We start from the raw sequence: 21,258 nt of genomic DNA on the forward strand, positions 1-21,258 counted from the left end.
ATAAAGTTTCTTTTTCTAATATTTGTATATTTTAGTGAGTGTCTTGTATAAATTACTTAGAATTATACGCAATCATCATATTATTACTATATTTGCATATATTAAGTATGAATACAAATCAAACATATATATTGGCTAATATCCGTAAAGGGGTTTATTTACCATCTGATCTTCAAGATAAGTTCCGGATTGCCTGTAATGCGGTTGATGAAGGCTATCTGGTGTATCATGCTGCTTTAGAATATTATATGTTGCAGACACAGGAATTTAACTGGTTATATGTACATAGCTCCTCTAATTTTCGTACTTTCAGTTATCAAAACGAATCATACATCTACAAACCTGTCAAGTTTTTGTATAATCCTGTTATTGTTGATAAAGATAATCCTTATCCTATCCGGGTAACTTCTTTAAGTCAAACAATTATAGACTGTCTTTATAATATAAATCTTGCAGGTGGGCTGGAAGAATTGTTATATGCCATTTCCGAAATTGCGTCATCAAACATTCAGGAAGAGGATATGCTCCATTGCCTAAAGCTTTATAATAGCAAAAGTTTGTATCAAAGGGCAGGTTATATCTTATCTATTTTCAAAGAGCCATTACAACTTTCAGAGTCATTCTTCATGACTTGTAAAACTGGTATAGGAAAAAATATCAGTTATCTGATCAACCCATATCACTGTGACTCCTTTTCAAAGGAATGGAATCTTTGTGTTCCTGAAAATGTAATGAAACAGATTCAAAAAGATATTTATTATGAAATTTGAATATACTAAGGTAGATATCGAAAAAGTGGCTCGTGAAAACAACTACACAATAAACAATGTGGAAAAAATTTTGCGTTTGTCTTTTATTTTAAATGATCTGAATACTCTTCCCGATTTCAAAGGTAAGCTATTGCTAAAAGGAGGAACTGCAATCAATTTGGTGGCATTCGATGAATTACCTCGTTTGTCAGTTGATTTGGATCTCAATTTTGCAATAAATCTTTCTAAAGAGGAAATGATTGAGCAACGAGAGAGTATAAATCGTGCTTTGGACTCTTACTGTTTGGAAAATGGTTACACCAAATCTATTCGGAATTCTTTTGCTTTAGATTCTCTTTCCTTGCTTTATACAACTACAACTGGTAGTCGTGACAAAATAAAACTCGATATTAATTACCACAACCGTTGCCATATTTTTGATGCTGTAGAAACCAATATAATATATCCTTTTTCGATGAAAGATTCCTCTCTTTCAGTAGCTCACGTAGCTATTATTGAATTGTTTGCAGGCAAAATAAAGGCATTCTATGAAAGGTGCAAACCAAGAGATATTTATGATATATATAGCCTTGCTAAATCCGGAATACTATCAACTTCGGAAGAGCGTGATCTTCTAAGAAGAAGTATTGTGTTTTACAACACTTTGGGTAATACAGAGAATCCTAAGACACTGGAGCAGGATATTAGCCACATTTTGGATATGCCTTTTCAAGATATTAAAACGCAGTTGTTCCCTATGTTGCATATCAATGCAGGCAAGTACCCCAAAGACGAAATCAACCACACTGTAATTGATTATTTATCTTCTCTCATGCAGCTACAAGAGGTAGAGAAACAATATATGGAAGAGTTCTTTATGGGAAATTACTCTCCGCACTTACTTTTTGATAAGGAAATTGCAACCAGATTACTTTCTCATCCGGTGGCATTAAGGACTCAACAACAAATTAGAGATTGTAAAGTAGATAAAGGTAATCAATAGATTCTCATAATTTCATTTCTTTATTACCTTTATCTACTTTATAATCTTTATTACCTTTATAATCTTTATTACCTTTATTATCCCCTTCATAATCTTCCAAAATGAAAACCATTATAACTTCAATCATTCTAAACATACTTATTGCCACATCCCTCTTTGCCACCGGACCATCCTTTATAAAATCCGAAATGAATCCTGTAGCAGTAAATAGCCGGGGCGATGTGTTATGCTATACCCGTTTCCAAAAAAATGAGATGGGTGCTCATCGGCCTATGCCGATAGTTTATGGCTACTGCATACTTACACAAGATACAATTATTCATTATACCATGACGGTTTTGGATTGGGACGACAAAAATGAAAATGTAGATGTTTGGCAGGCACAGTATAACATGTGGCAGTCCATCTACAACGGCCCTTTTAAAGAAAAGTATATACTGGAATCTGTACTGGAGGAGTACGGCTTTACTACAGGAGGAGTAGACTCCTACAAGGTTGATAAAATAATGTCGCTCCCCAAGTTTAATGAAACCTATGGAATAAACCTTTCCAAAACCCGTCAGAAAGCTTTATTTGGAGGAATCAGCCTGAATGACTATTCGCAGCAGCAAAACAAGGTACGGGTGCTGTATAATTTCGGTAATATCATTATCCTTCAAAACATACAGAACGAGAATGATGATGAATATTATGGTTCCTACTTTACCTACATCAATACTTTATTAGGTATTCCTTATGAAATAAACAAAGTAACAGGAATTATATTTCGTTCAACATAGGGCTTACACTTCAATAAATACCAACAAATACAGAGAACAAAAATCCAACGCCCGTTGAATTTCCGTTGCAACAAAAGAAAAGAAGAGAAGAGAAAAGAAAAGAAAACAACAGCAGAAAAAGAAAAAGAAAAAGAAACTGCTGCTGTTGATGATGATGAAAGCACTTTCGCGCTATATAGACCAAAGTATCGAAGCTATATAGCATTGACCTCTCGAGCTATATAGCATTGACCCTCAGAGCTATATAGCATTCAACGGCAAAGCTATATAGCAATCCGTGGCTTCAACATAACAATTGCACGATTTATTAACTTCTTTTATAAATTTAATCCGCAATTTCTAGACGTTTCTTTCCATTTCTGGACACTCCCAATTTTGAGCGTTGTATCTTTGCGGTGTTCAAAACAAAAATATTTCGTTCATTTTTAGGGGAGGATTATTTGGCCCCTGTCTAATTAAGAAAAACGGTTTGAGAATACTGATTATCATATTGACCCTTTGCATAGGAACACTTTCCGTTACGGCACAAAATACGGTTCTGGAGAAACGTATCAGCATAACATTGAAAGCTGTTCCTATGGAAAAAGCCATCGAAAAGATAGCAACAAGCGCAGGAGTAAATGTTTCGTATTCAAGTGATTTGTTGGCAGATTGTACTCCTGTATCCATCGAAATACAGAATCAGGCTTTGATAAGTGTACTCAATAAAATATTTGCATCTTATAAAATTGGCTATACCGTTCATGCCGGACAGTTGATTCTGTTTCCTAAAAGAACTGTGGTTATTAAAAACCATACCATACGCGGAACGATATGCGATGAAGAAACAGAAGAACCCATTTCGTACGCAACATTGCAGGTAAAAGGAAAATCGAAAGGAGTAGTTGCCGATCATAAAGGCTTTTTTGAATTTACGATTACCGAAATGGAGCTGTCCGACAGTCTTACAGCCTCGTGTATGGGATACGAACGACGCACATTTATTGCCCGTTCACTAATTAACGAGCCGGAAGTTATGATTGTATTGAAAGAAAAATCGGTAGGTATAACTGCAGTTACTGTAGAAGCTGCCAAGCTAAAAAAGAAGAAAAAGACCCTGGGAAACCGGCATTGGTTTACTGCCGGATCCATATACCTCGACACACATAGCCAGCAAATAGCCTTGTATGTTGATAACAAGAAAAACGTAAACGGATACATCCAGAAAGTAAGTTACTACCTGTCCGACAAAGGAAATGTGGAAGCCCCATTCAGGGTTCGTGTATTTGGAGTCGATACATTGAAACGTTCGCCCGGAGAAGATCTCTTGCCCGAGATACTGGTAGCCCAGCCGCCCGAAGACACCAATGGCTGGTTTGATGTGGATTTATCCGAGTACAGGATACCGATACCTCACGATGGCTTTTTTGTAGCTATGCAAGGGGTGTTTCCCAACGATTACAGCTTCTATGCCGGTGATTCGGATTTTGTGGAGATTGGAAAACAACAACCTCAGGTAACCGAAGGGTTTGCGCCTAAATCCATTCACTACGGGCAGCGTATAGGATATTCGGGAAAAGAAGGCCGTAACACATGGCATTATTCATTAGCCCACCAATGGTTTCAAATGGAGGGTGACAATTATAATGTGAAGATTTCAGTAGGAATAGAGGAGGTAAAGGAGAGAAGGAGGTAAAGTGAGACCTCCTCTACCTCACTTAAAAACTTAAAATTATGAAACAATTCAGTTTACTATGCCTGATAGTCCTCTGGCTCTGTCCGCTCCGGATAAGTGCACAGTGCGACAACACACTGGTGGAAAAGGCTGCTTTAGAAAGTGGTTCCGAAGCGGTGTATCTGCGCGAATTTAAGGTAAAGTTCGATGGCGTTGAGCGTGGAAAGGCAATTCCGGTAGCGCGATACCCCATTTTACTTAGCAGAAACAACACATACCGCTTCAATGTATGCAACTCAATAGAATCGGAAGGAAACATCATCCTTAACCTCTATCTGAAAGATAAACTGGTAGGCAGTACCTATGATGCGCAAACCTCGACAGATTTGCAGCGTTTCGACTTTGTTTGCGACAAAACGGCTACCTACGAAGTGGTAATGTCTTTCGATCAGGGGCAACCCGGATGTGCTGCGGGCATACTATCGTTGCTGCCCTCGCGCGAGTCGTTGATTGAAGATGTGGAATTGGATGTGCTTTATGCCCTCGCCGATAACCCCATTGTTATTTACGATGATGAAAACGAACATGCTACAATAGAACTGTCGATAAATAATGGTGAGGTAATTAAGGTAGAAGGAGTAAACTACATTATCCGTCCGCAGAAAGCCGGAACAGCCCTTTTAAGTATACGGGTATTGCATAAAGATGGCTCACTGAAGGATTTTAAACAGAAACGCTTTGCTGTGATGGAATTGAATAAACCGTATGCAACAGTACGTGGTGTAAAAGAGGGTAAAATCAGCAAGCAAGAACTGGTACAGGGCAGTCGACTAGAGCTTTGGTTCTCCGAAGGTGTTAAATGCAGCTACCGCATTGTTTCGTTTACACTTTCCGACAACGACGACCTGATAAGCGGCATAACATCTACTTCGTCCAGATTGTCCAAATCGCAGCGCGAATGGATAGATACCCTTCCGGTTGGAACACGTTTGTATGTAAAGAATATCCGCGTAAAAACAGCCGAACATGTAGCAATGGACGTCCCCGCATTGGAGTTTATAATTGAGTAATAATTAGAATACAGAAGCACTGAGTTTTTTCTTTTTGAACCGCAGAGTTACGCAGATTAACGCAGAGTTTTAAGTTTTCCTGCGGCATCGTAATAAAAACTCTGCGTAACTAGCGTAACTCTGCGGTTCAAAGTTCTAAATTTAAAATCATAAAATATTGTTGAACAACGTAAAATATAACCCACTATGAAATACAGAATAATATACATTCTTCTATTGCTTTTTATTACTGTAACAACTTATGCACAGGATATTCGTTTGGTTTCGGGTGTTATAAAAGACAACGATGGTGAACCTATAATTGGCGTTAGCGTGCAACAGGTAGGTGGTACTAATGCCACTATAACCAATCTTGATGGTTATTATGAAATTGAGGCCCCCTTGGGCAGTAAACTACGCATCTCGTATATAGGGATGAACACTACCGAAATGGTAGTAACCGAGGACAATTCCAAACCAGTGAAACGTTTGCCCAATAATACATTAAGTAAATCGGAGTCTCCTTACTTTCAGGTATTTAGTGAATCGAAAGATGCAAGTATGCCCTTGAAGAAAACCGATGTAACAGTAAACATAGCAGGGGTTATTGCCGATGTAAAAGTAAACCAGATCTATATTAATGATGGGCCTAACACGCTCGAAGCCATTTATGTATTCCCCGGTTCAACCAGAGCCGCAGTATATGGCATGGCTATGACTGTTGGCAACAGGCGCATTGAAGCAAAGATTAAGAAAAAAGAGCAGGCACGGCAAGAATACGAACAAGCCAAACAAGAAGGTAAATCAACTACTCTGCTTGAGCAACACCGGCCGAATGTGTTTCAGATGAATGTAGCAAATATTCTGCCGGGCGATACCATTACAGTAGAAATGCGATACACCGAACTGCTGGAAAATGAAAAAGGAACCTACGAATTTGTTTACCCAACCGTAGTAGGTCCGCGTTACTCTACATCCGGCGAAGAATGGGTAAAACAATCAACAGCGCAGTATCTAAAAGAAGAGCAACCGGAGTTCTCAATCAATACCATTATTCAGGCAGGTATGCCTATCCGCAAGGTTAGTAGTATATCTCACAACCTTACTATAGAATCTAAGTCGCCCGATCAGGCTGTAATATCTTTGTCGAACCCTAAAGACAACGAGGGCAACCGCGATTATGTTCTGCAATACGAACTACAGGGAGGAAACGTAGAATCGGGATTGCTGCGTTACGAACACGGCGACGAAAACTTCTTCCTGCTCATGGTGCAGCCACCCAAGCAACCAACCTTGGATCAGATTCCCCCACGCGAATATGTATTTATTATTGATGTATCCGGTTCCATGTATGGCTTTCCGCTTGATGTATCGAAAAAGCTGATTCGTACACTGGTGGCATCGCTTCGTCCGATAGACCGGTTTAATGTAATGTTGTTCGAATCGAGCAATGCCATGCTTTACAAAGAATCGGTTCCTGCAACAGAAAAAAATATTGAAAAGGCATTGGCTATAATCGATAAACAGCAGGGAAATGGCGGAACCGAAATGTATGGTGCAGTAAAGAACGCAATGGAGTTCAAAGGAACCGAGGGATTTTCGCGTACATTCCTTATAATAACCGATGGATATGTTAGCGTTGAAAAAGAACTCTTTAATTATATACGTAGCCATCTTAACGATGCAAACCTGTTTCCTTTTGGGATAGGAGCAAACGTTAACCGTTATTTAATAGAAGGATTGGCGCATGCCGGAATGGGTAATCCTTATATCATAACCAATAAAACCCAGGCCAAAGAGGTAGGGCAGCAGGCTATAAACGACATCACTCAGCCTGTGCTTACTAACATCTCTGTTGATTGGGGCGATTTCGATGTGTACGATGTAGAACCTGTAGCCATTCCCGATGTGTTTGCCCAACGCCCCATACTGATTTATGGAAAGTACAAAGGTGCAGCCAAAGGAACCATTACGGTAGAAGGAATCTCGGGTAATTCAACTTATCAGCAAAAGTTTAAGATATCTGATGCTCGCATTCAACACAATCAGGCTTTGCGTTACTTATGGGCACGTAACCAGATACGCTATTATGATGACTATGCCCAGTATTACGAAGGTAATGTAAACGGATGGTACGATATTTATGGAAAGCATTCTCTGAGTGAAAGGCAGGTAGAACAGATTACCAATCTGGGATTACAATATAATTTGCTGACACAATATACTTCGTTCCTTGCTGTTGACGATGAGGTAAGAACTACCAATTCACAAAACACATCGGATATTAAGCTAACAGAAGATGCTGCTACACTCGACGAAGTTGTAGTAGTTGGCTATGGTGTAATGCGTAAAGAATATACAGCCAGTGCGGTTTCCAGTGTATCGTCGAGCAATCTGCCCACAGGTTCGGTAGGACATAGCTTACAGGGAAGGGTTGCTGGTTTGCAAATATCGCAAACGGCCGGCGAGCCGGGCGATCCTGCCAGAATACGGATACGTGGTGGCAGCTCTATTATGGATAACAGTACTCCGCTGATCGTAGTTGATGGTCTACCTGTAGAGTATAGTGATCTGTCGCAAATGAACACCAGTGATATTGAAAGCATTACCGTGTTAAAAGATGCATCTTCAACAGCTATATACGGTTCCAGGGCTGCCAATGGTGTATTGGTTGTAACCACAAAGAAACCGCTATACAAAGCACTTTCGGTAAACTGGACCTCTGCTTTCCAAATAGAAAACACCAACCGCTTGCCCAAACTGGAGAACCAGTCGGACGACCGTTACGATATCTTTAAAACGGGATATTCCTTCAAGAACTTTCTTACAGTATCCGAGCAACGCCAGAAATTGTATTATACATTAAAACTGGGCAACAATACCCAAAACGGATTTATCCCGAAATCAAAATTCAACGAAAATAACCTGGGATTGAAAGTTGGCGGCAAAGTAAACAGTAAGTTCGATTATACCATCGACCTAAATTATAAGAATACGCAAGGCAACCGTTTGCAACGTGGATACAATATGTCTAACATTATGCAAAGTATATTGCTAAGCCCTTCTGCAGCAGTCGATGATCCACAATGGACAATAGACAACAATCCGTTTAAAGACGAAGCAAGCCGCTTTACAGGTAATGCCAAACTGACGTATAAGTTACTCAATAATCTTTCTTTTGATTATCAGTTAAATGGAGATTATCTATCGTCCGAGGCCAGAACAGCACTGAATATCGGTTCGGCTTACAATCCAACGGGGCATATTATGGAAAGAGACGAAGAGTTCAAGTTCCTGCAATCACGCCTATCAGTAAAGTTTAACAAAGACTGGAATGATATTGAACTGAATGCCTTGGCAGGACACGAGTATAACAACTCGAAACGAACCATCGATCGTTTAGATGGTTATGAATTGTTGCAACCGGGACATTACAACCTCTCTAATGCAACCGAGATTGTTCCTTACAACCAGGTATTCAAGCGTCACTCTAATGCAATATTTGGAAGGGCCGCATTACAATACCAAAACTTACTTAGTCTTGAAGCAGCTATGCGAGGAGAGTGGAGTTCGGTTTCCGATAAAACATTGCTCTCACCCTCGGCAGGTCTGTACTTTAATTTGCTCGAATTATTCCGTAGTAACTGGTTTAACCAGATTAAGCTTTTTGCTAACGTATCGCGTGCAGATAAGGAAACCCCGTTGTATCTGGATCCGGTGTACTTTAACTCTGCAATCTACAACCTTAACGATGCTTCGAGTCATTTCGAAGGGCGTGAAGTAATTTTAGATAAGTTGAAACCCGAAACAATAATGCACTACGAAGTGGGAACCCAGTTAGCAGTATGGAGAAACCGGTTAACCTTGGCAGCTTCTCTTTATTGGAAGAAGGGTACCAATCAGTTGTTGCCAACCCAACTTTCTGCTTCTTCTGTTCAGTTGGAGAATTGTGGAACATTTAAACGTCATGGACTTGAAGTTGAATTGGGAGCACACCTTATTGAGAACCGTAATTTCTCATGGTATACACGGTTCATCTTCTCGCGCGAGCGCAGCCGCGTAACCGATTTAGGTGGTAGAAAACTAATGCTTGCCGGAATAGAAGGTGTTGCAGGTTCGTATGCCATCGAAGGTCAGCCACTGGGCGTACTCTATAGTAGTGATGAACAAAAAGTGCTGGGTAACCCCAATCCAGACTGGCAGTTAAGTTTCATGAATTCGTTAAACTACCGCAACTTCTCACTTTCTGTATTACTCGATTATAAGAAGGGTGGCAAAATGTGGAACGGTACAAGGTATGTAATGCAAGCATATAACACAGCCGAGGAGGGTATAGAAGATGCCGGCTACCTCAAATTACGCGAGGTTTCATTGGGTTACCGTATACCTATGCGTTTGCTTGGAACCCGTTCGCAGCTGAAACTGTCTGTGTTTGCAGGAAATATTCTGTTGTACAGTAAATATAAGGGAGTAGATCCGGAAACAAATCTTACTGGTTCATCCAATGGCTACGGTCTGGATTACTTCAATATTCCGGGAACAAGGAATATGGGGCTGTCGCTGAGTTGGGAGTTTTGATTAAATTGAGGTTGAAAGTTGAGAATTGAAAATTATTTGTGATTATATTTGCATCTTGTTTAATAACACGAATAATGGAACAGATAGAACTTATACAAAGTAAGATATATGAGATTAGAGGACAAAGGATAATGTTGGATTTTGATTTGGCCACCTTGTATCAAGTTGAAACACGTATTTTGAATCAAGCCGTCAAACGTAATCTGAAAAGATTTCCTTCTGACTTTATGTTTCAATTGAGTTTGGAGGAGTGGGAAATCTTGAAATCACAATTTGTGATATCAAGTTGGGGTGGTACTCGTAAACTCCCCTTTGCCTTTACTGAACAGGGTTTAGCAATGCTTTCTGGAATATTAAATTCAGATATAGCTATACAAGTAAATATTAATATAATGCGTGCTTTTGTCGCAGTTAGACATTTAATAGCTAAACCAGTTGACAGAGTAGGTCAATTAGAAAACCAAATAGCAGAACTCAAAGCCTATATTGAAGAGTCTTTTGCTGATTATAATGATATAAACGAAGATACTCGAGTGCAATTAGAACTCATTAATCAGACTTTGGCCGAACTACAAGCCCAAAAGAAACTAGAGGATAAACCGCGTAAACCAATTGGTTTTAAATCTTATAAGTAATAGTTGAAACAGTTGATTAAAGTTCTGGTTTAGTAAGGAAAAGATATACAATGTAGGGGCATCCCCTTGTGGGTGCCCTGATGTGTACCGCATGGAATAATACATTTCGAGCCATCATCAGGGCAAATATAGGGGAAATATAGGATGCCCCTACATTGTGTGATTCTGAAGGTTTTTAAATAATCAATATCTAATAAATTAATGCCATTTATTTTGATTTAAAAACTACATTTGCACTCTCAATCAAAAAGAGAAGAGTTGAATACGATTTGTGCGAATCAATTTTCAATTCTCAATTTTCAATTTAATAAAAACTAGTACCTTATGAAGTTTGGTTATTTCGACGATGAACGTCGCGAGTACGTCATCACAAACCCGCAAACCCCGTGGCCATGGATAAACTACCTGGGCAATGAAGACTTTTTCTCCCTGATATCAAACACTGCCGGTGGATATTCTTTCTATAAAGATGCTAAATTCCGCCGCATTACCCGCTACCGTTACAACAATGTACCGATGGATAATGGTGGACGATATTTCTATATCAACGATAACGGTACTGTATGGTCGCCCGGTTGGAAACCCTGTAAAACGCCACTCGACAAATACGAATGTCGTCACGGAATGAGCTATACTACCATCACAGGCGAGAAAGATGGAATAGAAGCCGAAGTACTTTTCTTTGTACCACTCAGCACATGGGCCGAAGTACAGAAAGTAAAACTCACCAATAAAACCGGCGAGCCACGTAAACTGAAACTGTTCTCGTTTGCCGAATGGTGCCTGTGGAATGCCGCAACCGATATGGAAAACTTCCAGCGCAACTTCTCTACCGGCGAAGTAGAGATTGACGGATCGGTACTTTACCATAAAACAGAATATAAAGAACGACGCAATCATTACGCCTACTATAGTGTAAACCAACCCATTCAGGGATACGATACAGACCGTGAGTCATTCATCGGATTGTATAATGAGTTTCGCGATCCACAGGCAGTAATGGCAGGCAAACCCACAATGTCTGTTGCTCACGGATGGTCGCCCATTGCCTCGCACTACCTCGAAATAGAACTGCAACCCGGCGAAAGCAAAGAATTGGTGTTTATGCTGGGATATGTAGAATACGAAAACCAGGAAGACAAATGGGAATCGAAAGGGGTTATCAACAAAACACAAGCCCGGCAAACTATTGCAAAGTTTGATACCCCCGAAAAGGTGAATACTGCCTTTAACGAGTTAAGAAAATACTGGGATGATTTATTGAATGTGTATACACTGAAAAGTAGCGAAGCAAAACTCAACCGGATGGTAAACATCTGGAACCAATACCAGTGTATGGTTACCTTCAACTTCTCTCGTTCAGCCTCCTTTTTTGAGTCGGGCATTGGCCGGGGAATGGGATTCCGCGACTCCAACCAGGATTTGGTAGGCTTTGTACATCAAATACCCACCCGCGCCCGTCAACGTATTATCGACATTGCATCTACACAGTTCCCCGACGGTGGATGCTATCATCAATACCAGCCACTTACCAAGCGCGGTAACAATGATATTGGCGGTGGTTTCAATGACGACCCCATGTGGCTCATCTTCGGAACCGTTGCCTACCTGAAGGAAACCGGTGATTTCTCCATCCTCGACGAACCCGTACCTTTCGACAATCAGCCGGGAAGCGAAGAATCACTTTTCCATCACCTTACTGTATCTTTCGATCATGTAATCAACAACCTTGGTCCGCACATGTTGCCGTTAATCGGCCGGGCCGACTGGAACGACTGCCTCAACCTGAATTGTTTTTCGTGGGATCCGAACGAATCGTTCCAAACCACCGAAAATAAATCGGAAGGCTCTAAAGCCGAATCGTTAATGATTGCTGGATTGTTTATTGTTTCCGGTCGTGATTATGTAGAACTTTGCCAACATACCGGTAGGATAGAAGAGGCTCAACGTGCACAAAAGTTTATCGACAGTATGATTGAAGCTGTTCGCAAACACGGTTGGGATGGCGAATGGTATCTGCGTGCGTACGACTTCTTTGGTAACAAAGTAGGAAGCAACGAAAACAAGGAAGGCAAAATATTTATCGAGTCGCAAGGCTGGTGTGCCATGGCAGAAGTTGGTTTGGGAGAAGGGCTGGTTGAGAAAGCACTTAACTCTGTAAAACAACATCTGGATACTCCACACGGTATTGTACTGAACAATCCAGCCTTTACCGAGTATGTAGTTGAGTACGGCGAAATATCTACATACCCAAAAGGTTATAAAGAAAATGCCGGTATATTCTGCCACAACAACCCATGGATAATTATTGCCGAAACCATTCTTGGCCGTGGCGATTATGCGTGGGATTACTTCCGTAAAATATGCCCGTCCTATACCGAAGAGCATTCCGAACTGCATAAAGTGGAACCATATGTTTATTCGCAAATGATTGCCGGCAAAGATGCATTTAAACCGGGAGAAGCTAAAAACTCATGGCTTACTGGTACGGCAGCATGGAATTATTATACCATTACCCAGTTTATACTTGGTATTAAGCCAACCTATAACGGACTGGAAATCAATCCTTGTATCCCTGCCGATTGGAATGAGTTTACTGTTACCCGTAAATTCCGTGGAGCAACATATCATATTCAGGTAAATAATACCAGGGTAATGAAAGGGATAAAAAGTATTACATTGAATGCCGAAGCAATAGTGGGTAATGTTATTCCGTTGCAACCGCAAGGAAGTGTAAATATGGTAGAGGTGGTGTTGGGATAGAAATACTGTTCTATGCATATACCTTAGACACTGCCACGCCGTTGACACAGCTGTGCCAACGGCGTGGCACAATCAGAATAAATATTTATAATCATCATACAACATTAAAGTCGAAAGGATTTGTATATTTGCAGTCAATCCAGTATTTACTAACTAATGCCGAAAACACACTTTCATTTCCTCTTCACGCTGTTGTTGCTATTAGCCCTACCTGCCCGAAGCAATCAAACAGGCTACTATTATTTTAAGCAGATATCTGTAAAAGATGGGTTGCCCTCGTCGGTAACATGTGTTCACGATGATAACAACGGATTATTATGGATAGGTACCACGTATGGCACTTACCGGTTCGATGGAGAAAAACTAAAGAAATACCATCAACCAGGTTTCGGCCCCATACACTCCTTATATATAAATGCCATTGAAGGAGATAGTAACGAAAACATTTGGGTATGCACAAATGAGGGAGTGAGCAGATATAATCCGGAAACAGACACATTCGAAGTGTTGTTAAATGAAGGGAAACCCATTCAAACATATACTGTTTTCTCCAACAAAAAAAATATCATCTTTCCCATTACAGATACATTGCTGGTTTACAAAGACCTGCAACAGCAAGCCTCTATCCCATTACAAAATAACGGAAAGAAAACAATCATCCTGAAAATGCACGAATACAACAATCAGTATTATCTGGGGCAATCGGGCGGACAGCTTATATTGATTGATAAAGTTACGGGCCAGGTAAAAGAAAGCCCACTGGCTGATAAAAGAAATATTTTTGATTTCTATTTTGATTCCCAAAACTGTATATGGATATCCGAATACGGCAAAGGTGTAAGTTGCTATTCGCCTGAAGGAAAATTACTGGATAGCTTTACCACCCGAAATTCCGGCCTCAGCAATGATGTTGTATTAGACATTGAAGAACGTAACGGACAAATTTGGTTGGCAACGGATGGAGGTGGAATCAACATCATCAATCCTCAGAACCGTGAAATAACAGTTCTGTCGAACGAGGTCAATCCCAATTTCCCGGCTAACTCAGTAACTTTTTTGCAAAACGGAGCAAATAATATGTGGATAGGAATGGTGCGCGAAGGTGTTTTGGGTATGAAAGAAAACTTTATAACCACTTATACCAAATCGCCAAAGAACGACCCCACAGGGCTTTCCGAAAAATGTCCGCTTTTCCTGCTCGAAGATAAAGATGGTATTATCTGGATTAGTACAGATGGTGGTGGCATTAACAGCCTCGACCCCAAAACCGATAAGTTTACACATTATCCGTCTACCTTTGGCGACAAGGTTGTTGCTATCTGCGAATTCTCGGATACCGAGTTACTGGCCTCCAACTACACCAAAGGTTTTTATCTTTTCAACAAGAAAACAGGCGAATGCCGCGATTTTATAATTGATAATAAAGAAACGAATGAACGAATTAAACAATCCGGACCAACCAACCTGTATATTAATTCGGATGGGGATATCGAAATACTGGGTGGATACTATTACCGCTATTCGCGAACAAACAAGCAGTTTACCCAAATACAAACTCCGGCTGGTAACTTTGGAGGACAATGGTATTATATAGGTGAATACGAATCGAACCCGTATTTTCATAATCAGGCCAATATTTTCTTTTACGACAGGAAAGAAAACACATACAAACCTGTTAGCATACAAAAACAACGACAGATATTATCGGCCTACATAAGTAAAACCGGCAAATTATGGATTGCCAGCCGAAACGGACTAAGCACCATTGACATAAAAACAGCCGAAACAAATAAAATAACACTTCCCGATGCAAACGACATTGTTACCTCGCTGGTTATGGATCATAAAGGAATAATGTGGATGGGAACACCCGGGGCATTATATGCATACTTTGTAGAAGAGAAGCGGTTCATTATTTTCAGTGAAACAGATGGTGTATTACCCAACGACTTCCTACCGAAACCTGTATTAATTAGTCGGGATGACAATGTGTATATGGGTGGAGCCATGGGGTTGGTACGGGTTAACAAGCCACTTAATCAACGTTACGAAACAACAGAGCCTAACCTGAGTTTGCTCGAAATCCAACTAAATGGAATGAACATGCTGGCCAACCGTAACAACGAAATACCACAACTGAAAACAGCATCCAACTTTACCTCTCTTGTAGTGCGAAGCAAATTAGACGGAGCCGACATCTTTCGCAAACGAATTTACAGATATTGGATTGAAGGATTGAACAGTGATTTCACCCAATCGTCAAAACCCTATCTGATGATACAAACCCTGCCACCGGGCGAATACCAAATAAAAGCACAATGCACACAATCCGATGGTTTGTGGGGACCGTGGTTCGATTTGCTTAGTCTCACCGTACTACCTCCGTGGTGGCAACGTCCCTGGTTTATTATTCTGATGTCGGTTATTGTATTATCGGTTATAGCGTATGCGCTGTACTGGCGCGAGAAACGTATGCAACAAAGGCTGATAGAAAGAGAACGTCAAATCTACAAAGAAAAAGTGCAGGCATTAATTAATATCAATCATGAACTGCGTACTCCCTTAACACTGCTCTACACACCATTGAAACAGCTGATGGCGAACAAGCAAATACCATACACCATACGGGGACGACTACAAAATACATTCAAGCAGGCACGCCAGATGCGAAACATCATCAACATGATATTGAATATGCGCAAAATGGAAGTGGGACAAAACACCATGCACCTCACCCCTACCCATTTCAACCAATGGTTACAATCCATTGTCGATGATTTTATGGGTGAGTTCGAAATGAGAGATATTAAACTCATTTATACTCCTGATCCGCAAATAGAAACTGTTTCATTCGACACTGCACAATGTGAAATTATCGTCAGCAACCTGTTGATGAATGCCTACAAATTCAGCTATCCAAACTCTACAGTGATTGTATCTACCAAGTTACAAGAAAACGGAAGTTTTGTATATGTAGAAGTAAGAGATGAGGGTATTGGCATAGCCAACGAAAAGATCGACGAACTGTTTACCCGCTTTCAGCAGGGACATCATACCATACAGGGAACAGGTATCGGGCTTTCGTACGCCAAACAATTGGTAGAAATGCATGGAGGTAAAATTGGTGCCATGAACAACAAAGATAAAGGTGCCACATTTTATTTTACGCTACCGTATCAGCAAAATGCTACCGAAGTGGTTTTACCACAAAAAGCTTATCTGAACGAAATGCTACCCACAACCGTTGTTTCGAATGTAGAGGGAGTAGCTGTTGAGGCACAATTCCATTCGGTAATCATTGTTGAAGACGATCCGGACTTACGTGATTATCTGGCAGAAAGCCTGCAACCACTTTTTAAAACCATATATAAAGCGCAGGATGGGCTGGAAGCTATTCCAACCATTGTATCACATCTCCCGCAGCTGGTTATCAGTGACATTGTTATGCCCCGGATGAATGGTTTCGAACTATGCCGGAAGATCAAGCAAAACCCCGATCTTAATTATATTCCTGTAATCCTGCTTACTTCACAGGTTGAGGAATCTTCTGCCGAAACAGGATACAAAACCGGTGCTGATGCGTATATTCCTAAACCTTTTGATATGGATTTGTTAATGCTGCAAATAAACAACATCCTTAATAGTAGGAATATTGTGCGACAACGCTCCGGCGCAGCCGATATTACAGGAAACGAACAAAAAACAAAAACCGACAATCCACACAACGAACAGTTTATCATCCATCTGAATAAGATTATAGATGAGAATCTAAGTAATACAGCTTTGGATGTAAACATGGTAGCACAACTCATGCACATGGGCCGTGCTTCTCTTTATAATAAAATGAAAACAATTATTGGTATTGGGGTAAGTGAGTATATTAACAAACGGCGTATAGAACGGGCAGCACAACTACTTAAAGATACCGAAATGACTATCCGTGAGATATCGGAACAAACCGGATTTTTGCATCAGCGTAATTTCAGCACTATGTTTAAAGGGGCAATGGGAGATAGCCCTTCGGAGTACAGGAGGAAATAATATGCTATGGTTCTTCGTCACTATCTGTTTTTTCTTTTTCAGTATTCCAGGTACTAAGTAAATACCGAATAAATTCAGTGCTTACATTTTCTATGTCTGATTTATCATATATATAGAGTAGCGTTATTGTATCCTCTTCAATCTCTAAATAAAGAATAACACGTGCTCCTCCACTTTTACCCTTCCTTTTACTTTTTATTGCCATACGCACTTTTCTGCAACCTGAAAACAATTCATCTCCTAATAAGGGATTCTCATTTAAGTCTGCCAAAAGGCGCAAATAATCTGCTTTAAGCGAAGGATATTTTTTATTAAGCGATTTCAGTGCTCGCACAAATTCTGTAGAAACTTGTATTTGCATCGCTTCTTATAATTCGTTTGCCAAATCGTAAGCCGATTGCAAAGTTATCTTTCCCTTTTTTGCATCCTGCAACTCACGGAGACTTTTTTTAATGTTTGTCACCACCTTTTCGGCTTCCAAAAAAGCCAAGTATCTTTTATATTGGGTAGATGACATCTCAACTTTCATTCGTTGTTTACTTTTTGAGGATGAAATTGTTTTCTGCATAATTGTTTGTTTTAATCTTAGTACAAAGATAATAAAGATATAGGAACATACAATTATAATTTGTTGCTCAAAAGTTCTCTTTTAGACAATCCAAGACACAAAATAGACAAATAAAGAAGCCCCCAAAGCCCTTTCCATCCTACTTTTGACATGTGATTTCCGAAACCCGGAAGTTACATGCAAACCTTTTATTAACTTTTAAATCAAGAATCATGAAACAAAGAAAAACACTGCTCAATGTCCTGCAAGGATTGGCAATTACGATTATGTTTCTATTCTCATCAACTGCTATGGCACAAACCTTATCTATAACGGGTAAGGTAATAGACAGATCGGAAGAATCTGTTATTGGTGCCAGCGTTTTGGTAGAAGGAACATCTAATGGTACAATAACCGACTTTGATGGGAATTTCTCATTAACCAATGTACCATCTAATGCCGAGTTAAGTATATCTTATGTTGGATATACAACACAAAAAATTAAGGTTAGCGGCAGAACACACATTACAATTACACTACAAGAAGACACTGAATTGATTGATGAAGTTGTTGTGGTAGGCTATGGAGTACAAAAGAAAGTAAATCTTACCGGTTCGGTATCATCTGTGAATGGTGAAGAGCTAAGCCGCCGACCTGTAGCAAATGCCACCCAAAGTCTTCAGGGATTAGTGCCCGGATTGACTATTACTAACTCTAATACCGGACGCCCCGGTGCCGAATCATCCATTACCCTTCGCGGACAAGGAAATCTTGACAACAATGCCAATCCGTATGTATTGGTAGATGGTGTGGAAATGAATCTCTCGGATGTAAACCCGAATGACATTGAAAACATCTCTGTACTGAAAGATGCTGCTGCCGCCGCTATTTATGGAGCACGTGCTGCTTATGGGGTAATTCTGGTAACAACTAAAAAAGGAGAAGAGGGAAAAATGCGTGTAAGCTATCAGGGAACAGTAGGATGGAGTGCACCCACTGTATTGCCCGATATGGCCAATGCTTACGACTTTGCTACTTATTTTAATGACGCATGTGCCAATGCAGGCGTTACCAAACAATACAGTGATGAAAAACTGGCAACGCTGAAACAATATGTTAATAACCCCGCCGGAATAGACCCATGGAGCGAGTGGGGCACTCAAAATAATTTGAATGGTGCTTTCGAAAACACAGCCAAAGGGGTAGGAAACGTTGATTATTTCGACCTGCATTATAAAGACTTTGCATTCAAACAAGATCATAACCTAAGTGTTAGTGGTGGAACTAAAAAGGCACAGTATTACGTTTCGGGAGGTATGTACTCCGAAGAAGGTATCTTGCGTTATGCCGACATTGATTACAAACGCTTTAACTTCAATGCAAACATGACTTCGCAGGTTACCGACTGGTTGAAGCTTAAAGTAAACACCAAATTCATGCACTCCGAAAACAATACTCCTTTTGGTAATGGAGGGCTGTCCGAAGGTTTTTATCATTCATTGGCACGTTTCCGCCCTACGGTAAATCACATTGATCCCAATGGTCATTTTACCGAACTAACCATGATCCCTTATCTGCAAAGCGGAACCTATACCAAAACGCTGAACGACCGCCTTACCCTTACCGGAGGCTTCGAGGCACAGCCCATCAAAGACTGGCGCATTTTTCTGGATTACACCTACCGACAGGGTAATCAAGAGTACGAGGCGCTCAATGTGGCTCCTATGATACCTGGTTTAGATAATGAAACACTTCATAAAGGAACACGCAGTGAACTGGGAGTGGCAGCAAACGGAGCCTTTACCCGTTCAATGTATCAAACACGTTACCAGTCAATTAACCTATATACCAACTATTTGTTTACGTTGGCCAACGACCATAACTTCACACTAATGGGCGGTTATCAGGAAGAAGATTACCATTACAGCTATCTGCATAACAATGTAACCAACCTTATTTCGACAACCAATCCGGGATTGGGGCTAAGCACAGGCGATAAAAAGATTACCGACACCCGTAACGGATGGGCTACACGCGGTTTCTTCGGTCGTATCAATTACGATTACAAGGGACGGTATCTGCTTGAAGCTAACGGACGTTACGACGGTTCATCCCGATTTACATCCAAAAATCGTTGGGGTTTCTTTCCTTCGGTTTCAGTAGGTTGGAACATTGCCCGCGAAGCATTTATGGAAAAAACAGCCGATGTTATTTCAAGTTTGAAACTGCGCGGTTCGTGGGGATTACTTGGTAATCAAAGTGGTGCCGGTTTATATACGTTTGCCTCAACAATGGGGGTTCAATCGCTTGGAAACTACTATTTCAAGGATGGTCGCGATATGTATATCAAAGCACCTGGTGTGGTAGACCCCAATGTAACCTGGGAGAAAGTAGAAAGCAAAGAAATTGGTATTGATTTTGGTTTGTTTGGCAATTCGCTAACAGGTACATTCGGTCTATTTCAGCGCGATACCAAAGACATGTTAGGTCCTAGTGCTAAACTAGCCGATATATTTGGAGCAGATGTGCCTAAAGTTAACAACGCTTGTATGCGCAACCGCGGATGGGAACTTGCTTTGAGTTATCGTGGCAAAATTGGTAAAGATATTCAATACTCTGTAGGAGGCTCTATATCAGATGCTACTTCAACAGTTACAAAATATGAAAACCCAACCGAATCAAATCCCGGAGGTACATGGTATGTAGGTAAGAAGGTAGGCGAAATATGGGGTTACCGTGCCGATGGTTTGATACAAACACAAGAAGAAGCTGATGCCTACAATGCTAAATACAACCTGTCGTTCCTTACCGGACAAAAATGGACACCCGGTGATGTTAAATACCGTGATTTGAATGGTGATAATGCCATAAACGATGGCGATAAGAACATTAAAAACATGGGTGATATGACAATTATAGGTAACACATCTCCACGTTATGAATATTCGTTCAATGGATCAATCAGCTGGAAAGGGGTATCATTGAGTGTGATGTTTCAAGGAATTGGTAAACGCGATTGGAATCCTGGTGGTGCTGTTTATTTCTGGGGATCGGGCCCTTATGCACAGGTTACTGTATTCAAAGAACATCTTGATTACTGGCGCGAAGATAACAAAGGGGCTTATTATCCCAAACCATATACAGCCGGTGCAGGTGTTATTGCCCAACATCGCAATAAAACATCACAAACTTGCGATCGTTATCTGCAAAATGCAGCTTACCTTCGTTTGAAGAACTTAACCATAAGCTACGACCTGCCCCAAAACTGGGTAAGAAAAGTAGGATTGAATAAAACACAAGTATTCTTCTCTGGCGAGAACCTGCTCACCTTTACTAAACTGGCAGGAATGTTCGACCCCGAAGCTATTTATACAAAAACCGATTATCAAACAGAAGGGGGTAAAAACTACCCAATGAATAAAGTTTTCTCAATAGGATTAATCGTTAACCTATAAATGAA

At 40.5% G+C, this 21,258-nt stretch carries 13 protein-coding genes; 11 read left to right on the forward strand and 2 right to left on the reverse strand.

The genetic code is table 11. The features are described 5' to 3' along the window. The first annotated feature begins 107 nt into the window (after positions 1–107). From D0T85_RS14870 to D0T85_RS14915, 10 genes are all read left to right on the forward strand, one after another. Entirely contained in the window at positions 108–770 is a 663-nt protein-coding gene (locus D0T85_RS14870) for a hypothetical protein (protein WP_239060736.1), read from the forward strand. Next, on the forward strand, positions 760–1,752 hold the full coding sequence (locus D0T85_RS14875) for a nucleotidyl transferase AbiEii/AbiGii toxin family protein (protein ID WP_163214316.1): 993 nt from the start codon (positions 760–762) through the stop codon (positions 1,750–1,752). Before D0T85_RS14870 ends, D0T85_RS14875 begins: the two co-directional genes overlap by 11 nt. Positions 1,753–1,853: 101 nt before the next feature. Beyond that, on the forward strand, positions 1,854–2,531 hold the full coding sequence (locus D0T85_RS14880) for a hypothetical protein (RefSeq protein WP_163214317.1): 678 nt from the start codon (positions 1,854–1,856) through the stop codon (positions 2,529–2,531). A gap of 54 nt (positions 2,532–2,585) precedes the next feature. After that, positions 2,586–2,756, forward strand: a complete 171-nt coding sequence (locus tag D0T85_RS14885; RefSeq protein ID WP_163214318.1) for a hypothetical protein — start codon at positions 2,586–2,588, stop codon at positions 2,754–2,756. A gap of 244 nt (positions 2,757–3,000) precedes the next feature. Then, positions 3,001–4,206 carry a carboxypeptidase-like regulatory domain-containing protein gene (locus tag D0T85_RS14890; RefSeq protein WP_163214319.1) on the forward strand — a complete coding sequence of 402 codons (1,206 nt, stop codon included), beginning with the start codon at positions 3,001–3,003 and terminating at the stop codon, positions 4,204–4,206. Positions 4,207–4,244: 38 nt separating this feature from the next. Beyond that, positions 4,245–5,255 (forward strand): GldM family protein, encoded by a 1,011-nt coding sequence (locus tag D0T85_RS14895; protein ID WP_163214320.1) that lies wholly within the window; start codon positions 4,245–4,247, stop codon positions 5,253–5,255. Between the two features lie 186 nt (positions 5,256–5,441). Continuing rightward, a complete protein-coding gene (locus D0T85_RS14900) occupies positions 5,442–9,812 on the forward strand; it encodes a VIT domain-containing protein (RefSeq protein WP_163214321.1) in 4,371 nt (1,456 codons plus the stop codon). 74 nt (positions 9,813–9,886) lie between these two features. After that, positions 9,887–10,447 carry an ORF6N domain-containing protein gene (locus D0T85_RS14905; RefSeq protein ID WP_163214322.1) on the forward strand — a complete coding sequence of 187 codons (561 nt, stop codon included), beginning with the start codon at positions 9,887–9,889 and terminating at the stop codon, positions 10,445–10,447. Between the two features lie 324 nt (positions 10,448–10,771). Continuing rightward, positions 10,772–13,210, forward strand: coding sequence for a GH36-type glycosyl hydrolase domain-containing protein (locus D0T85_RS14910; RefSeq protein ID WP_163214323.1), 2,439 nt, complete (start codon positions 10,772–10,774; stop codon positions 13,208–13,210). Between the two features lie 156 nt (positions 13,211–13,366). After that, positions 13,367–17,251 (forward strand): hybrid sensor histidine kinase/response regulator transcription factor, encoded by a 3,885-nt coding sequence (locus tag D0T85_RS14915; RefSeq protein ID WP_163214324.1) that lies wholly within the window; start codon positions 13,367–13,369, stop codon positions 17,249–17,251. A 4-nt stretch (positions 17,252–17,255) separates the two neighbouring features. Here D0T85_RS14915 and D0T85_RS14920 read toward each other — a convergent pair whose 3' ends face one another. Both D0T85_RS14920 and D0T85_RS14925 read right to left on the reverse strand, forming a co-directional pair. Further along, positions 17,256–17,612 (reverse strand): hypothetical protein, encoded by a 357-nt coding sequence (locus D0T85_RS14920; RefSeq protein WP_163214325.1) that lies wholly within the window; start codon positions 17,610–17,612, stop codon positions 17,256–17,258. A gap of 6 nt (positions 17,613–17,618) precedes the next feature. Beyond that, positions 17,619–17,819 carry a hypothetical protein gene (locus D0T85_RS14925; protein ID WP_163214326.1) on the reverse strand — a complete coding sequence of 67 codons (201 nt, stop codon included), beginning with the start codon at positions 17,817–17,819 and terminating at the stop codon, positions 17,619–17,621. A gap of 212 nt (positions 17,820–18,031) precedes the next feature. Here D0T85_RS14925 and D0T85_RS14930 point away from each other — a divergent pair, with 212 nt between their 5' ends. Further along, complete coding sequence (locus tag D0T85_RS14930; protein WP_163214327.1) at positions 18,032–21,253, forward strand: TonB-dependent receptor; 3,222 nt, start codon at positions 18,032–18,034, stop codon at positions 21,251–21,253. Positions 21,254–21,258: the final 5 nt, after the last annotated feature.

It is taken from the genome of Bacteroides sp. 519 (genome assembly GCF_010500955.1).
Taxonomy (GTDB): Bacteria; Bacteroidota; Bacteroidia; order Bacteroidales; family Bacteroidaceae; genus Bacteroides.

Bases quoted from the DNA above. Each gene is read 5' to 3' on its own strand.
- D0T85_RS14880 (WP_163214317.1), top strand. From the start codon at position 1,854: ATGAAAACCATTATAACTTCAATCATTCTAAACATACTTATTGCCACA.
- D0T85_RS14895 (WP_163214320.1), top strand. From the start codon at position 4,245: ATGAAACAATTCAGTTTACTATGCCTGATAGTCCTCTGGCTCTGTCCG.
- D0T85_RS14930 (WP_163214327.1), top strand. From the start codon at position 18,032: ATGAAACAAAGAAAAACACTGCTCAATGTCCTGCAAGGATTGGCAATT.
- D0T85_RS14905 (WP_163214322.1), top strand. From the start codon at position 9,887: ATGGAACAGATAGAACTTATACAAAGTAAGATATATGAGATTAGAGGA.
- D0T85_RS14900 (WP_163214321.1), top strand. From the start codon at position 5,442: ATGAAATACAGAATAATATACATTCTTCTATTGCTTTTTATTACTGTA.
- D0T85_RS14915 (WP_163214324.1), top strand. From the start codon at position 13,367: ATGCCGAAAACACACTTTCATTTCCTCTTCACGCTGTTGTTGCTATTA.
- D0T85_RS14925 (WP_163214326.1), bottom strand. From the start codon at position 17,819: ATGCAGAAAACAATTTCATCCTCAAAAAGTAAACAACGAATGAAAGTT.
- D0T85_RS14870 (WP_239060736.1), top strand. From the start codon at position 108: ATGAATACAAATCAAACATATATATTGGCTAATATCCGTAAAGGGGTT.
- D0T85_RS14910 (WP_163214323.1), top strand. From the start codon at position 10,772: ATGAAGTTTGGTTATTTCGACGATGAACGTCGCGAGTACGTCATCACA.
- D0T85_RS14920 (WP_163214325.1), bottom strand. From the start codon at position 17,612: ATGCAAATACAAGTTTCTACAGAATTTGTGCGAGCACTGAAATCGCTT.
- D0T85_RS14875 (WP_163214316.1), top strand. From the start codon at position 760: ATGAAATTTGAATATACTAAGGTAGATATCGAAAAAGTGGCTCGTGAA.